General features: G+C 39.4%; 12 protein-coding genes. 2 read left to right on the forward strand and 10 right to left on the reverse strand.

Annotated features, from left to right (window positions below):
* Positions 1-405 precede the first annotated feature (405 nt).
* Entirely contained in the window at positions 406-3129 is a 2724-nt protein-coding gene (locus HMPREF9078_RS02965; RefSeq protein ID WP_009419257.1) for a penicillin-binding protein 1A, read from the forward strand.
* 139 nt (positions 3130-3268) lie between these two features.
* Positions 3269-4315: an endonuclease/exonuclease/phosphatase family protein gene (locus HMPREF9078_RS02970; protein ID WP_009419258.1), complete on the forward strand. Its 1047-nt coding sequence runs from the start codon at positions 3269-3271 to the stop codon at positions 4313-4315.
* A gap of 80 nt (positions 4316-4395) precedes the next feature.
* Here the strand turns inward: HMPREF9078_RS02970 and HMPREF9078_RS02975 are convergent, their stop codons facing one another.
* The 10 genes from HMPREF9078_RS02975 to HMPREF9078_RS03020 form a co-directional block, all read right to left on the reverse strand.
* Complete coding sequence (locus tag HMPREF9078_RS02975; protein ID WP_009419259.1) at positions 4396-5160, reverse strand: porin family protein; 765 nt, start codon at positions 5158-5160, stop codon at positions 4396-4398.
* Between the two features lie 18 nt (positions 5161-5178).
* Positions 5179-5967, reverse strand: coding sequence for a porin family protein (locus HMPREF9078_RS02980; RefSeq protein ID WP_009419260.1), 789 nt, complete (start codon positions 5965-5967; stop codon positions 5179-5181).
* Positions 5968-6000: 33 nt separating this feature from the next.
* Positions 6001-6648, reverse strand: coding sequence for a CBS domain-containing protein (locus HMPREF9078_RS02985; protein ID WP_009419261.1), 648 nt, complete (start codon positions 6646-6648; stop codon positions 6001-6003).
* Between the two features lie 26 nt (positions 6649-6674).
* Entirely contained in the window at positions 6675-8834 is a 2160-nt protein-coding gene (locus HMPREF9078_RS02990; RefSeq protein WP_009419262.1) for a PepSY domain-containing protein, read from the reverse strand.
* A gap of 42 nt (positions 8835-8876) precedes the next feature.
* Positions 8877-10274 (reverse strand): DnaB-like helicase C-terminal domain-containing protein, encoded by a 1398-nt coding sequence (locus HMPREF9078_RS02995; RefSeq protein WP_009419263.1) that lies wholly within the window; start codon positions 10272-10274, stop codon positions 8877-8879.
* 93 nt (positions 10275-10367) lie between these two features.
* A complete protein-coding gene (locus HMPREF9078_RS03000) occupies positions 10368-12605 on the reverse strand; it encodes a GH92 family glycosyl hydrolase (RefSeq protein ID WP_034542664.1) in 2238 nt (745 codons plus the stop codon).
* 56 nt (positions 12606-12661) lie between these two features.
* Positions 12662-13567 carry a glycosyltransferase gene (locus HMPREF9078_RS03005; protein WP_009419265.1) on the reverse strand — a complete coding sequence of 302 codons (906 nt, stop codon included), beginning with the start codon at positions 13565-13567 and terminating at the stop codon, positions 12662-12664.
* Complete coding sequence (locus HMPREF9078_RS03010) at positions 13564-14586, reverse strand: hypothetical protein (protein ID WP_009419266.1); 1023 nt, start codon at positions 14584-14586, stop codon at positions 13564-13566. Before HMPREF9078_RS03010 ends, HMPREF9078_RS03005 begins: the two co-directional genes overlap by 4 nt.
* Complete coding sequence (locus tag HMPREF9078_RS03015; RefSeq protein ID WP_009419267.1) at positions 14577-15296, reverse strand: hypothetical protein; 720 nt, start codon at positions 15294-15296, stop codon at positions 14577-14579. Before HMPREF9078_RS03015 ends, HMPREF9078_RS03010 begins: the two co-directional genes overlap by 10 nt.
* Positions 15277-16131 (reverse strand): glycosyltransferase, encoded by an 855-nt coding sequence (locus HMPREF9078_RS03020; protein WP_009422255.1) that lies wholly within the window; start codon positions 16129-16131, stop codon positions 15277-15279. Before HMPREF9078_RS03020 ends, HMPREF9078_RS03015 begins: the two co-directional genes overlap by 20 nt.
* Positions 16132-16282 lie beyond the last annotated feature (151 nt).

The following is a 16282-nucleotide window of genomic DNA, read 5'->3' on the forward strand; positions in this document are numbered from 1 at the left end:
GAGACTTCTCCCAAGGAGAGGGGGTGTAGTGACGGAAAAAGGGAAGAGAAATTAGAGAATTAGCAAATTGGGAAATGAGAAAATTTGGAGGTTAGCAAATTTGTGGAAGAAGTTTAGTGGGAGTGTAGTGACGAAAAATCAAAAGAAACCTCCCCCTAGCCCCCTCGGAGAGGGGGAATTAGGTGACGGAAAAGAGAATTAGCAAATTAGCTAATTTGGAAATTAGCAAATGGAAAAGAGGTTAAGAAATTCGGAGAGGCTCAGGAAAGGTGTAAGCGGTGAGAGAAACTTATTAAGGAACTAGAGCCTAAATTGCTATAAAGTGGAATAAGAAAAACGGTGGGATTCTTTGTTAATTGAAAATTATATCGTACTTTTGTACTTTAAACATCATTAAAACTAAGTATGAATCTGAAAAATATATCGTTTAAGAAGCTACTTACACAAGGCGGTCTTGCGCTTGCTACCCTGCTATCACGGTTGTTAGAAGGCTGTATCGCTTTGGCTTCGATGGTATACAAATTACTACGTTATGCCTTAAAAGCGCTCTGGGCGGTATTTATCTTGGCTTTGCTTATAATTCCTTATGGTATTTTTAGACTTTACCAAGGATATAAGAATAAAAAAAACGCTCCGAAAAAGGAACAGGAACAGATAGTATATACGGGCAACATATTCCACCGCAGTTGGCAATGGTTGCGGGCTAAACCTTATCAGTTTTACCTCAAATGGATAGGTATACCGATTGGGATAGGCGTAGGAGGTATACTGTTGCTCATCTTGTTAATTTACTTTGGGGCTTTTGGCAGGTTACCCTCAGAGGAGGATTTGAAGGAGTTGCGCCAATCGGAAGCGAGTCTTGTTTACGATTACGAGAACCAATTGATAGGGAAATTTTATATCTTCGACCGTACTAAAATAGAATACAAGGACTTTCCGCCTTATCTTATCAACGCACTTATCGCTACTGAAGACGAGCGTTTTTACTTGCACAAAGGGGTAGACACGAAGAGTTTGTTTAGGGTTTTCTTTAAATCACTGCTTTTGCAAGACGACTCATCAGGAGGGGGAAGTACTGTTACAATGCAGTTGGCTAAAAATATTTATGGGCGTGGCCAGCGCTACGGGAAACTTTCGATGCCTATACACAAAATCAAAGAGATGATTATAGCTCGACGCATAGAAAAGGTATACAGCAAAGAGGAAATCTTGACGCTTTACCTCAATACTGTGCCTTTCAGCGATAATACTTACGGGATAGAAAGTGCAGCGCAACGATTCTTTGACAAATCGGCGAGAGACCTTACGCTTAATGAAGCGGCTACGCTTATCGGTACGCTTAAAGCGACGAATAGCTATAATCCGCGTACCTCACCCAAGCGCAGTGAAGAGCGTCGGAATGTGGTGTTGGCACAGATGAAGAAAAACAACTTGCTGACCGAAGACGACTTTAAAGTTCATACAAGAGACACTCTTAAAACTACGGCAACTACGGCTGAAAAAGATGGTGTAGCGCCTTATCTTGTAGAGCAAATACGCTTACTATTACCTGAACTGCTGAAAGACGTGAAGAAGCCAGACGGTTCGGCTTATAATATCTATAAAGATGGATTGCGCATCTATACGACCATTGACAAGACAATGCAGGAGTATGCTGAGAAAGCAGTGGAAAAGCATTTGACATCGTTACAACAAGATTTTGAACAGACCTATGGCAAACGTGCTCCTTGGAACTTGGACAGTGACTGGTTTAAGGAAGAAGTGAAGAAGTTGCCTGCTTATAAAGAACTTGAAGAGCAAAAACTCTCGGAAGCGAAGATATGGGCGAAGCTGAGTGAGAAGAAGCCGATGGATTTATCTTTCTATACTGAAGACAGTATCAAAAGGCATAGTACATTGGACAGTTTGTCGCGTTTTATACGCATATTAAACACGGGATTTGTGAGTGTAGAGCCTCAAACAGGGGCAATTAAAACTTATGTGGGTGGGGCAGACTTCCGCTACTTTAAGTACGACCATATCCTACAAAGCCGTCGCCAAGTGGGCTCAGTTTTTAAACCGATAGTATACGCTACTGCCTTAGAGATGGGAATGCCTGTGTGCACGCACTTTTCGCCCTTACCTTTGACCTATGCTGATTACGAATATTGGTCGCCACGCAACGCTTCTAAGACTGACGATGACCCTAACATATATTACTCAGTATGCAAGGGATTACGAGAATCATTGAACACCATAGCAGTACAAACGCTCTTTTATGCGGGACTAAAGAATGTGATAAAGAAAACACGACAGTTAGGCATCACTTCTCCCTTACCGAATGTGCCTTCGATAGCATTGGGTTCGGCTGAACTATCGGTGATAGAAGTAGCTAAGGCTTATACGGCTTTTGCGAACAAAGGGGTGCCTGTAGAGCCTTATTTTATCACCCGAATAGAGAACAAAAAAGGGGAAGTAATATGGGAACGCAAACCTAAGGTTTTAGCTCCTGCACTGAGTGAACGCACTGCCCAAATAATGATACAGATGATGCGCTCGACCGTGAACGAAGGTACCGCATCACGTATGCGTGGACAATACGGACTTACCAATGACCTTGCGGGTAAAACAGGTACGACCCAAGACAATAAAGACGGTTGGTTTGCGGGAATGCTCCCCAACCTTGTGATGATTACGTGGGTGGGTAACGACCAGCAGATAGGTTTTAAAAGTACGCGTTTGGGACAAGGAGCTAACTCGGCATTGCCTATTGCTGCCTTGTTTGTATCGCAACTGAACCGCAACAGCAAGTATAAAGACCTAACGCGAGCTACTTTTAAGGTAAGCGAAGAGATACGTACGGAGGTAACTGAATGTGAGCCTACTGTACGCGAAGGTTTCTTTGACCGCCTTTTGAGCAGTACTGCCAAAGATACTATAAGAGCAGGAGATGTGCATTATCGGATTTATGAGCGCAAAGGTAAGCTACACAATGTGGAAGATGAGGAAGATATATCGGTAGACGATGTGGTAAATCCTGCAAATGCACCTGCGCCAGCACCAAGCACTCAAACAGCTACACAGGAGGGAAAAGAAAAGAAAAAAGGGCTTTTGGATAGGATTTTTAGTCGTAGCACGACAGGCGATTAGTCGTAGCACGACAGACAATTGAATGAGGAAATTAGGGAATGAGAAAGTTAGCAAATGAGGAAATGAGGAAGGATAAGATTTTAAGAGAGGCAATAAAACATTGAGATAACTAAAGACTAACAAATTAAAACTAATATAGATGAAAAGAATAGTATTTTTAATGGTGTCGTTCATCTTGATGACACCTTACATAAACGCACAAGAAAAAAAGAAGTTTGCTGTGAGAACCGTTGCTTTTTACAACGTTGAGAACCTTTTCGACACGATTAATGACCCTCATAAGTTTGATGATGACCGCACTCCTGAGGGAGCTGACCGCTGGACGAGTAAAGTGTATAACGACCACGTACACAAGATAGCCAAAGTAATTTCGGAAATAGGAAGTGATGTTACCAAACACGCCCCCGATATAGTAGGTCTTGCCGAAATAGAAAACGAAGCGGTAGTGAGAGACCTTATCAATACTGAATATTTGAAGAGATATAATTATGGGATTGTACATTACGAATCACCCGACGCTCGTGGGGTGGATGTAGCTCTTATTTACAAAAAAAGCGTGTTTAAACCCACTGCTTCATTTCCTCACCCTTTATACCTCACCAAAGATGACGGAAAGCCTCTTTACACTCGCGACCAACTGTTAGTAAGTGGTGAATTGGACGGTGAAATGATTCATTTTATAGTAAACCACTGGCCTTCGCGTTTTGGAGGAGAAGCTAAAAGTAGACCCAGTCGTGAAAAAGCGGCGGCTTTGAACAAGAAAATTATAGATTCACTCCTCAGCAAAGACCCTAATGCTAAGGTGATAGCAATGGGTGACTTTAACGATGACCCTATTAACTCAGGCTTTAAGAATGTGTTAAAAACCAAAGACAAAAAAGAAGATGTAAAACAAGGAGAGCTATTTAACCCTATGGAGGCTATGCTGAAAAAAGGAATGGGAACGTTAGCCTATCAGGACGGCTGGAATCTTTTTGACCAGTTTTACTTTACTTATGATTTGCTAAAAGAAGACAAGAGCAGTTACCGCTATTGGAAAACGGGGATATTCAATCGCTCGTATTTGGCTAACCCCAAAGGGCGCTATAAGGGATATCCTTTCCGCAGTATGAGCAATGGCAATTACACTTGGGGATATTCTGACCACTTCCCAGTATATATGTACCTTATCAGAGAACTGAAATAAGGAAATAAGAATATTTATGTTAGCAATTGAGAGGCTACCCGAAGAGTTTAAAATATTTTCGGGTAGCCTCTCGAACTTTTCTATTCTTCTCTCACCTCTGTTGTCTCCTCAGTAGGTGCTTCTACAGGTACTGTACTCTCAGGCTGTGGAGCAATTACAGGAGGCTCTTGCTGTTGTAAAGGTCTGTTTTTAGCGAGTTTAAACCCTACACCTACCGAAATGGCAAAGTAATAACTTTGAGCGTCTTTAAAGTTTAGGTAAGGTGTATGTTCTTGATTGGTGAGAGGCGATAGATTGGTAGAAAAACGGCCGTCTACCGTAAGTATGATTTTAGGAAATTCCCACATCACGCCTCCTCCTAAATGCAAATTCATCACAACACTATTGAAATTTGAGGTGATATCATACTTTTCATTGTATTGTTTCTCGGAATAAGAAGCTAAAAGTAAGAATTTAGGAGCTACTCCTATTTGTCCAAAGCCTCTAAATTTCTTTTTACCTTCTATTTGTAGTAAAAGAGGTACTTCCAAGCAGTCAAAACGAATAAAATGACGGTCGGATAGTTTTAAATCAGAACCTTCAGGACGAAAAGGAATAGCTTCGCGTTTGTACATCACTTCGGGTAAGAATACCCAATGGGTCTTGAGCGGAAGGCGGAAGAATACGCCTGTATTAAAAACTCCTGAATGCCCAAAGTACTCTATATTATAGCTTTCATTGGCTGTTTTAGGAGTTATAACGCTTACCGTTGCCAAAGGATTATTAAGTTTTACCCCTATGGCTGTCTGAGAAAAACCGAGTGTAGCAACACTCAAAAAAACGATGGTGATTAAAAAACGTTTCATAATATATGTTGTTAAAAATTAAAAATCTTGTTCTTGTGATGTATTCACCTCAGCAGGAATACTATCATTAGTAATTGTTGGGAGCTCTTCTTGCGGAGTAGCCCTTTCTAAAGGCAATGCTTTCTTTTTAAAAGGTTTGTAACCTGCCCCTAAAGAAAACGCAAAATAATAGCTTTGCGCCTTACTGAAATCAATATCAGGGGTGTTCTTTTCAGAAGTAAGTGGTGTAAGGTTGGTAGCGAGTCTTCCATCAGCAGTAAAAACCCAATCTCTTCTGTTCCATAAAACACCTCCCCCAACATTTAAATTGAGAACAACCCTATTAAAAGAGCTCGTAACATTATGGTCGCCTTTTTCTAAAACAGCAGAGTACTTTGCTGAAGTTAAGAATTTAGGAGACACTCCTAATTGGGCAACCCCTCTTACGGTGCGCTTTCCTTCCCATTGTAACAGGATAGGGACCTCAGCATACCAAAATTTATATACTCCGCGATCAGAGAGAAGTTCTTCTATTGTTTCCTCTTGATGAAAAAACCAAACCCCTTCACGCTTGAACAACACTTCGGTTTGTAGCGCCCAATGTGTTTTTAGAGGTATTCGCATAAAAGCTCCTATATTAAAAGCCCCTATATAAAATTCACCAAAAATACCTCCTCCGTTTCTAATCCCCTTAGGTGTATTTGCAATTTGATGTTTCATTACATTAACTGCTACAAACGGATTAGCAACTTTCACCCCTACGGCTATTTGGCTATAGCTAAATGCCGAAATACTTAAAAGCATAGCAGTAATTAAAAAACGTTTCATAGTATATATTTAGTTAAAGATTATTCTTACCTCTTATCTGTTACCTAAGTCTAAGTATTTTTCAAAATAATCAGCGATGTCTTTGAGTTCTTGGCGGTAGTGATCGTCGTCTTTTTCGGTAAGGATACCATAGCCATAACGGCGGAAGTCCTGTAGTATATCCGAGAGTCGGTTGGTGATGAGTTTGAGCGTGATATGCACATTGTCTTCCGTGCGATTAGAGAGGTAAATCCCTAATACCTTACTTCCATTTTCTTCCACTATCCTACTGATTTCAGTAAAAGAATAATTGTGAGCACTTTTCTCTAAGATGAGTATCCGACCCGCTTCTTGTATAAAAGGCGTTTTGGTGAGTTGTTGTATAAAGTCTCCCAAGTAGTAATAACCTATAAATTGCTGATTCTCATTTATTACGGGGAGCATATCGGTGTGATAGGAAGCAAAAGCCTCTATTACGGTATCCCACGTTGCGGTTAGCGGTACAAAAAAGCGTTCTAACGCATATTGATAATCGGCTACTGTAGCTTCTTTATCCTCCTCATCTACTGCTTCTTTGCGGAGTACCCCTATAAAAGTATTGCCTTCGCACACGGGCAAAGCTGAAAGCAAATGCGCCTCAAAAAGCAACTGTACTTCCTCTATTGAAGTATTAGGTTCTATGTATAAAAAATGTGTTGTCATATTCTTACCTCTTATCTCTTATCTAATCAATAACAATCCGTTTTGATTTGCCCTTTATTTTGGTAGTAGCTCAGCGGTTTTTCTAAATGTTCTCTACAAATCACCTCTAAGACTTCGGTAACTGCTTTCTCCATCGCAACCGACCCGCATATCATTATAATTCCTTTGTTTTTCAGGAGTTCTGCAAAAAAAGGAGCTTCTCTTCGCAAGATGTCTTGCACGTAGAATTTATCCCCTTCGCGCGAGAGGGCTTGCCAATAGTTGGCTATTTTTCCTTCGCGAGTAAACTGTTCTATATAAGGGCGGTAGATTTCCAAAGAGGCTTCACGGCGACAACCCCATATCAGGGTGATAGGTTTCTTTTGGGTATTTTCGGCTATCATTCCCATAAAAGGCGCCATCCCCGAACCATTGGCAATACACACCACTTGAGATGCTTTTTTAGGGAAATGGAAATGTTTGTTGGCTACCAAAGCAGCTTGCAATGTATCGCCTATTTGCAAATTGTTCAGCAGGTTAGATACCACCCCTTGTGAATGTAGCTTCACGCTCAACCACACATCTCCTTGGTATTTAGCAACCGAATAGAGTCGTTCGCGCCCGTCTTCAGGGGTAATGCCCAAGAGGTCTCCGGAGACAAAACTACTTTTTTGGGACGGGCGTAGCGCTATTAGGAAAATATCGTCGTCCATTACGGGCGTTTTCTCTGTTACCGTAAAAGAGAGCGGTTTGCGCTGAGGTTGTACGCTGAAATCATCAGGCAAAGCCAAAGAGAGCTTTTGCGCCATAGCCCAAGCCGTTGCCCACACTTTAAACTGACCAAAGTCTTGATCGTTTACGGTATGCAAAGGTAGCGCACATTCTGCTTGTGCAGTAGCCGACAATAGTTGGTCTACTTCTTTGGCATATTTGCAGAAATCGGGGTAAGAGTCAGAGCCAAAGCCGAGTACGCTATACGCCAAAGGTTGTGCGGGGGGATATTTCGCCCATAAGTGTGCAAAGTGAGTCGCATTGATAGGCGCCTCGCCATCGCCATAAGTGCAAGTAAATACAATGAGTTGCTCTGCTTTAGCAAAACGAGTGTAGGCATTCATATCGGTCAGGTAGGAACGCTTGCCCAAACGGAGGAGTTCGTTGTGGAAAAGGATAGCAAATTTGCGGGTGGTGCCTCCTTCGGTACCTACTAACACGATGTATTCACATTCGCTTTTATCAAACGGATTGTTGATGCCTTTCTTTCGTTTTCTGAGGGTCATCGCAAAACCAGAGTAGAGGAAGAACAACAGCGCTACACACGAGAGCAACAACACGGTCGCCCAGAGGTAATGCCCTTTGCCGATGTGCAGGGTGCGCACCAAATACGCCAAACCTTTGTAAGGAGAGGTGGAGGTGCTAATCACCTCGCCCGTAAACTGATTGACTACGATGTTTTTATCGATGAAATCTACTTTATAGACCTCTTCTACATCTTCAAAAGCAGGGAATTCCACTTGGCGCACTTCGGCGAGAGGCACTTGGAAAACGGGGAAGTCTTTAGCGGGTTTTGCGGGCGTTTCTTGTAGTGTGCTAACATCGTAATTGTGTTCGGCTTTGAACTTAGGAAACACTCCCACTGTTTCGAGCATCATATACACCCCCGTGAGGGCAATGATAAAGATAGGCACGAGCGCCCAGCGCCCCAGAGCACTGTGGTAATGATTGTAGAATTTTTCTTGAGGAAGTTTGTGGAAGAACCTGCCCCAGCGTTGCTGTTTGCGAGCGATGAGCCATATACCCGACAAGGCTACTACACACAAACACAAAGCTGTAAGTCCCATTATCACCCGTCCCGTTTTGCCCATATAGAGCGAGCGGTGTAGCGTTTTGACGAACTGTATAAACTTCGAGGGTTTGTAATTCCCTTTGATAACTTCCCCCGATTGCGGATGGATAAAGAGTTTTTCGCCCTCAGCTGTCTCTACTTGCACAAAGTGATTGCGGTCTATAGAGAGTTTGAGCGCATCTATATTCTTTTCCTTCAAAACGGCAATTGTTTGGGCAAGGGTAGTGCTTTCAAACGCTGCACTTTTGTAAGGTAACGTTTGGTTATACACCGATTCACCCGCCAAGATGCCCCCTGTAAGAGCTCCCAGCAATATGAATACCCCTGCAATTAAGGATAATATGAGGTGAAGTTTTCGAGACATAAGATTAATTTGTCAATTTACTAATCAGCCGATTTGTCAATTTTAGTAAGGAATATCCTCATATTCATTATTATCTTCTGTTTTGTTAGGTGCTACTCCAAAAGCCATAGCAGGATCTGCAATAGGTACAAATTCAGATGATAAATTTTCGATACTTAATTTTTCCATATATATATGACAACATTCAGAAAATTTCTTCACATAATGATGACTTTTAGCTATAATAATTTCTACTTGATTTTCAGTGCTTTCAAAAGAATATTCTTTTCCCCAATTGTCTATATCATAGTGTTCTGGACGATATAAAAATAGGACATCATCAGCAACTTCCTCTATAGTCCCTGAGTCTTTTAAGTCGGAAAGGATAGGACGTTTATCAATACGTTGTTCTACATTGCGTGACAATTGTGATAAAACAATGATTGGAATATCAAGTTCCTTTGCTAAATCTTTTAAACTGCGAACTATAAAGGATACTTCTTGCTCACGGTTAGGAGCCTTATTATAGCAAATAAGTTGAAGATTATCTATAAACAATATGTCTATATTGTACTCTAACTTCATTATCTTAGCTTTCTTTATAAGATCCTCAATAGAAATTGAAGGAGTGTCATCTATGTATACATTCATTTGTTCTAATTTTTCTATCCCATTCGACAATATTCTGTATTCGAGTTCGTCCAGTTCTTTCTTGATTATAGAATTACTAGGTATACGAGTGATATTAGAAATGAAATTGATTACAATCTTCTTATTTGACATATCTAATGAAAATACACCTACAGAATAGTTTTGTTCTGCTATATTTATAATTTCTTGTGAAAAAAAAGCTGATTTACCCATATTTGGACGACCAGCTACAATTGAAAGATTCGATTTTTGCCAACCTCCTAAAACCTTATTAACAATATTTAGAGAGCTTAACATTGTCTTTTCTGATAATGTTTTTTGATGTGATTCCCAAAACTTTTCGGTTAATTCAGAAATTTTCTTTGTTTGTTGATTATTAGGATAGAGGTGGTCAATACAGTTAAAAGCACTGTCAAGAAGTTCAAAAACATCTGTAGCTTCCTCTTTTGCTTTTTCTACTAAAGAAGAAAAATTCTCTATAAAATTACGTCTAATATAGTTTTGTATAAGAAGATGTATATGAAATGCAATATTAGCAGAAGAAGATACTATTTTAGTTAATTCAATACAATATGTTGTATAGGCTTCTATCTTTTTTTCTGTCAATCTTGCAGTTAATAAAATCAAGTCTACTGTATGACTTCTTCTCCATACTTCTTCAATAGTTTTATATATGTTTTGATGTTCAGGAGTAGTAAAAAGATTAACGTTTAGTAAACTGTGATTCTCTGCCATTGCTTGACTATCTACAATCAAAGCTCCTAATACCATTTTTTCAATTTCTATGTTCTTATCTGTTGTTTTCTTCATAAAACATCGTTTTTTAGTATTGTTTATTTTTCAACTTTGCCAAAGTCTGAAACTTTGGCAAAGTGTAGTGACGCTTTTCTTACCTCTTACCTCTTATCTCTTACCTAACTCAAACCGTATTTTCTTCGCGTTTTTTAGCGCCTCGTGACTGATAAAATAGGATTTGTAAGGTTTGTCGTCGATGTAAATGTTCTTAATGTAAATATTCTCAGGCGAAGCATTACTTTCTATTACCAAATCACCAGCAGGGTAGTACTGCGGATTGCGTTTGAGGGTGATTTTAGTAAACTTAGGCGAGGTAAAAGTATAGTTAGGTTCAGCAGGAGTAATAGGATAAAAACCTGCCATACCATAGATAAGCCAAGCTGACATTACCCCTGTGTCTTCATTGCCAGGGAGTCCCGCAGGTTTGTTTTGAAAATACTCATTGATGAGTTGGTCTACTTTCTGTTGGGTTTTCCACTCTTTGCCTTTAAGGAAGTTGTAGAGATATGGATAAGCAATATCGGGTTCGTTTGCCATATCGTACTGCTTGCTGTCAAAAATATGGTCGAGTTGCTTTTCAAAAGGTTTTTCACCGCCCATTAGCTTGATCATTCCTTTTACATCGTGGGTTACCATATATACGTATTGCCACGCATTGCCCTCTATATAGCCTACATTTTCTTCAAAGTTAGCTCCACTTTCGGGGTTGAAAGGTGCATACCACTTGCCATCAGCGTGACGCGGACGCAATAAATGGGTTTCCTTATCGAATAGTTTTCTATATGAAAAGGCTTGTTTGTTAAACTTCTCGTAATCGGCTTTTTTGCCTAATTTTTTAGCGATTTGTGCAATGGCAAAGTCGGCAGCATTGTACTCTTGGGTAGTAGATACTGGACCTCTAACACCCCCATCTACACTCAGGTAACCCAATTTCCAATACTCTTTTACTCCTGGCCGTATAGGGTTATTTTCAAGGGTATTCGCCCCTTTGAGCATCGCCTCGTAAGCTGTTTGTATATCAAAATCGGTAAGACCGCGCAAATAAGTATCGGCTAATACTATGCTGGCAGGGTCACCTACCATCGTAAAGGTTTCGGTAGAGTTAAGCTCCCATTTAGGCAACCAACCGCTTTCTTTGTAAATGTCGAGCATCGTACGCACCATTTGCAGTTGCTGTTCGGGGTAGAGTAGGGTGAGCAATTGGTGGTAATTGCGATAGGTATCCCAAAGCGAGAATACCGTATAGCGCTGGTGATTTTTGCCTATTTTGTTAGTCTTGCTCTCAGGGTAATCGCCATTCACATCGTTCAGTAGGTTGGGGTGAATAAGCGCGTGATAGAGCGCTGTGTAGAATATCGTTTTTTGGTCGTCGGTACCGCCTTCTACGGTAGCGCGGAGGGTATCGTTCCACGTTTGGCGGGTAGCGGCATACACCTCGTCGAAAGTGCGGTTGCCTATCTCTTTTTCAAGGTTTTCACGAGCGTTGGCTATGCTCACGTATGAGATGCCCACTTTTAGCTCAACCACCTCTTCTTTGTCGAATTTATAGCGGAAATACGCCCCTATACTATCGCCTACTACCTCGCGGGCAAATTGTTCTTTCAGGCGAGTTTCGCCGTTGTACCACATCCATTGAGCTTCAACCCCTTGGTGTTTTTCAGGGGTGTGCCATACACCATAAGAAGGGGCTACTTTGTTTACTTTGGCTACAAAATATACTGGATATGCTAGCTCCGGACTGTTATAGCAGAAAGTCCCTACCATACGCATCCCTTCCACCTCGGTAGGCGATACGAATTTGAGCATTGCGCCCTTTTCGTTGGTGAGCCCGAGTCCGAGATTGATGAGCAAATTAGCTTCTCCTTTTGGGAAGTGATAGCGAGTGATACCTGCGCGGGTAGTGGCAGTAGCTTCGGTTTTGATATTGTATTTAGTGAGGAAATTGCTGTAATAACCCGCTTTGGCGACTTCTTTTTGGTAAGTAGAGCCATATTTTAGGTGATTTACCTCCAATTTACCAGTGGTAGGCATTGCGATAATCACCCCGAGTTCAGGACAGCCCACCCCACTGAGGTTCACGTGGGTAAGTCCGGTGAAGAATTTATTTTCATTTACATAAGGGTTTGAAAGCCAGCGACTATCTTTTTCGAGCGGAGCTTTTACGCCAGTAGTATCGAATGCCACATTGAAAGGTGAAATGCTAAGCATACCACGGGGAGCAATTGCGCCAGGGTGGGTAGCGCCAAAATTAGAAGTGCCAATCAACGGATTGATATAATCCACCGGTTGTTGTGCGTGTAGTGAGCTTGCAATGCAAAGGGTAAGCAAGGTAAGTAAGTGTCTCATTATTTTTTTAAGGGTTATGTTTGTCTTGAAAAAGAATCTTGGGCAAAGATACAAAATCATCTCCTAAATCGACACATATTTAGCAAGAAAAAAAGGAAAAATTTCTTTTTGCTACGCATCAGTTGGGTATTGTATTGTATCAGTACCCCCATACGTTGAAAGTAGTTTCTCAAAAAACGCTCATAGATAGTGTATGCCTCTACATTTTTATCGAGATACTGAATGTAGTTTTCTACGTGTTTTTTATGATAGCCCTGCAGTACTTTAGAGACTTTGTTCTTAATAGTAGTCCAAGAAAGTTGGTTCAGATGTCCGTGAATATTGTGTCCGTGAAGACGATAGTGTATATATGAATGAGCGTCTATATAAACCCTAAAGTTTCGGCTTCGAGCAAAAAAATAAATAAGCCAATCGTGCGAAAAGTCTTCCCAGCCTTCTGATCTTACATTTCTTACAAAACGTTCTAATTGTATTGCGAATTTCTTTGTCAATACGTAAGTACATCCTGCACTTCCTCCTTCAAAAAGGTAATCAAACTTCTTTTGGGGATAATCTTTTTTTAAAAGGCTAAAACTTTGGGTTGCCATATCCCATTTAGTAAGATTGGAGCAGTATAAGTCAGATTTTTGTTCACCTAAGCAAGTGATCGCTACTTGTAATTTCTCAGATAACCAAATATCGTCTTGGTCAGCAAAGGCTACGTACTGAAAGTTTTCTTCAAAGTTTATTTCTGAGAGCATTTTCAAGAAGTTATTGGCAGCTGACCCCGTGGGGGGGATGTTGATACGAATATTAATATTAGGAAATATGCTTTTTATCAGCTCAATGGTATTATCTGTACTACCGTCGTCATTCACTGTAATATCTACCTCTACTCCTTTTTGAGAAGTTATAGAGTTTATTTGTTCTTCTATGTATTTTTCACCATTAAAGGTTGCTAATAATACTTTTATTTTGTTCATATACTGAAATTTTGTAGTAGCAAATCGTTGGAATGTGTATCGATAAGCGAATAGAAAAAGTAGCCCAGCAAAACAACTGAACCATAATCTAGTAAGGTGTTTAACCTTACATACTCTCCCTCTTCTACTTTAATGAACAGCAGAGACATTAAAAGATAAGGAGAATAACGAAACCCTGCAATGGGGCTAATGAGAAAACTTAGCAAATAGATGATTAGCGTAGTGATAATAATTGGGTTCCAGAAACGCTTCCTCAAAAAGTAATAAGCTACTGCGCAACCACCAATAATGGTAGCAAAAAATACATAGTGGGCGAGGCTAAAATGATATTCTTGACTGTAGGTGACAATTCTGTAGGTAATAGTATGGAGTAATGGAATATTAGCAAACTTTCCTAAGAAAAGCATCGGAATGAGCAACAATACAAAAGCTAAAAGTAACCATCTGTAATATTTCCACCTATGAAATACCAGTATGATAGGGGCAGAAGAGGTAAGATGAATAAAAGGAGTTAAAAAAATGAGGTAAGTGTTCCGATTGCGATAAATTAGGTAGATAAAATACGCAAAAATAACATATTGTGCTCCATTGCGGAGCAACACGTGTGCAAACAAAAAGTAAAACAAGGTGAAGAATATATTCTTCTTCCAAGTTCTAACATCGTCTACAAACATTAGCCACACAAAGAAAGTTGTTATCAGAAAAAAGTTTAAATAATAGATAGCCGCAAAGATAGTTTCATTGCTTGAAAAAAATAGTCCAAAAAACCGATACAAGATATACAAATAAGGCTCTTTGCTAATGTAATCTACCCACGATACAAATACAAAACTATCACTAAAGTAATGAATGTAGGCATCATAATCTTTCGTTAGATGGAAAGCTATCATATTCCTCAAAAGGAACCCAAATCCTACAAAAAAAACTGCACAAAGGAACTTATACTTGTTTTTAGGGAGAAGACACCCTATGAAATAGCTTGCATAGACCAAAACTACAAGTGTAAAAATCAATTCCATACAATAACCATTAATATTACAATTAAAATAAAATGTGCCACAATTCGGCTTGTGGTAAGAATATTCAATTCCTTTAAACCTTTTCCATTATCTATAGAAACCATTATTCTCGGATCAAGAAACAACAAAATACACATTGCTCCAAACATATTCAGAATTTGACTGTAAGAGCTAAGAGTCAAAGCACGTTGAGGATAATAATAAGCAATGTAATACAAAAAGGTCATACTAAAACCGTAGACCAAGAAAGCCGATAAAGAGAAAGCAAAAAACAGAAAATCAGATTTGTGCCATTGCTTTTCAACAGTAGTGATAGGATTTAAATTCACTACAAAATCCTTTTTGTACTCTTTTTTCCCCAAAAGCTGATTGAGGCGCGTAATAATAAACTTTGACAAAAAAAGACTATACTCCCTATGATAGAGTGGGAAAATAAATAAAATAACAAGTAAATGAGCGAGACCTATCATCTCCCAAATGAGTGTTTCATCCTTAATACTCTCGGTGTAATATGCCATTATAGGCACAAATACAAGAATGAAGCCTCGAGCTGAATACTGAAAAACATTAATAAGAGAAAACAAATAGCGATAGTTCTTAGCATCGTGTAGGTTATATTTTAAATGATATGTAAATACATCTACAAAAATGGAAAATGCATACATTAAGGGAGCTATGATAAATAATATTTTAGTATTGATACTTTGCATAAAGCTTCTTGTTTGTGAAATAGTCGTTAAAAGCGTCTTTAATATTTTTAACAGTTGTTTTTTTGTCATCTGATAAGAAAAAGTACATAGGAATTCTGTATAGCAGTTTGAAAAGATGTTTACACTTCCACTTCCAACTTATATAATTCCTGCCTAACATAATCAGTCCGTTGCGTACAATGTAGTATTGTCTTATTTTGTTCCTATGATAAGGTTTCTTCATCCATAAAAATTTCACAAATACATCGCCCATATTGTGTCGCATTTTGCTGTCAGACAAGTAGATTTGATAGCCTTTGTGAATTGCTCTTAAACACCATTCATAGTCAATATAATCTATAAAGAGAGTCTCATCCATTAGACCTACATTTTGAAGTACCTTTACTGGGATAATACTCCCTGATGTAATGATAGTTTCTACTCGATGAACATTTGAAGAGTTTTTTGCGGAGACTCCTTTTTTGTCGACTACCGTAGCTCCTACACTACCTACTTTTTCTTCTTTCTGAAAAACGTTCAGCATTCTATCAAAGAAGTTATCATCTATCGGGAGAGAATCTTGATCAAAAAAAGCAAGATATGCTATCTCATTAGAATAGTACCGGAGCACATATTTAATTCCTATGTTCAAGGCTTTGGAAAGACCTATATTGCATTCATTTTTAATAATAATGGCATTGGGTGTACTCTTTTTTATTTGAAAAAGGATCTCCTCTTCACACTGATTCACCACTACTATTACCTTATGTGATAGTTTGCTAATGGTTTCAATATTGTAAAGAACCTCTTTTTCGGGAGCATACAATACAATTACCGAGACAATATTTTTGTTCATTTCTCTTTCTTTACTGAACCGCAAAAGTAGCAACTCTGCCGAAAAAAAACAACAAAAAGGACGTATTTTTATTTTTTGAGTATTGATAAACAACTTCTCAGAGAGAGTCTGAGTATATCGGAAGGAAACAGAAGAAATCGGAAGAGAGCTG

The sequence above is a fragment of the Capnocytophaga sp. oral taxon 380 str. F0488 genome (assembly GCF_000318255.2).
In the GTDB taxonomy this organism is placed as follows: Bacteria; Bacteroidota; Bacteroidia; order Flavobacteriales; family Flavobacteriaceae; genus Capnocytophaga; species Capnocytophaga ochracea.

Excerpts from the sequence above, each read along its gene's own strand:
- HMPREF9078_RS02965 (WP_009419257.1), top strand. The coding sequence starts at position 406 with ATGAATCTGAAAAATATATCGTTTAAGAAGCTACTTACACAAGGCGGT.
- HMPREF9078_RS02970 (WP_009419258.1), top strand. The coding sequence starts at position 3,269 with ATGAAAAGAATAGTATTTTTAATGGTGTCGTTCATCTTGATGACACCT.
- HMPREF9078_RS02975 (WP_009419259.1), bottom strand. The coding sequence starts at position 5,160 with ATGAAACGTTTTTTAATCACCATCGTTTTTTTGAGTGTTGCTACACTC.
- HMPREF9078_RS02980 (WP_009419260.1), bottom strand. The coding sequence starts at position 5,967 with ATGAAACGTTTTTTAATTACTGCTATGCTTTTAAGTATTTCGGCATTT.
- HMPREF9078_RS02985 (WP_009419261.1), bottom strand. The coding sequence starts at position 6,648 with ATGACAACACATTTTTTATACATAGAACCTAATACTTCAATAGAGGAA.
- HMPREF9078_RS02990 (WP_009419262.1), bottom strand. The coding sequence starts at position 8,834 with ATGTCTCGAAAACTTCACCTCATATTATCCTTAATTGCAGGGGTATTC.
- HMPREF9078_RS02995 (WP_009419263.1), bottom strand. The coding sequence starts at position 10,274 with ATGAAGAAAACAACAGATAAGAACATAGAAATTGAAAAAATGGTATTA.
- HMPREF9078_RS03000 (WP_034542664.1), bottom strand. The coding sequence starts at position 12,605 with ATGAGACACTTACTTACCTTGCTTACCCTTTGCATTGCAAGCTCACTA.
- HMPREF9078_RS03005 (WP_009419265.1), bottom strand. The coding sequence starts at position 13,567 with ATGAACAAAATAAAAGTATTATTAGCAACCTTTAATGGTGAAAAATAC.
- HMPREF9078_RS03010 (WP_009419266.1), bottom strand. The coding sequence starts at position 14,586 with ATGGAATTGATTTTTACACTTGTAGTTTTGGTCTATGCAAGCTATTTC.
- HMPREF9078_RS03015 (WP_009419267.1), bottom strand. The coding sequence starts at position 15,296 with ATGCAAAGTATCAATACTAAAATATTATTTATCATAGCTCCCTTAATG.
- HMPREF9078_RS03020 (WP_009422255.1), bottom strand. The coding sequence starts at position 16,131 with ATGAACAAAAATATTGTCTCGGTAATTGTATTGTATGCTCCCGAAAAA.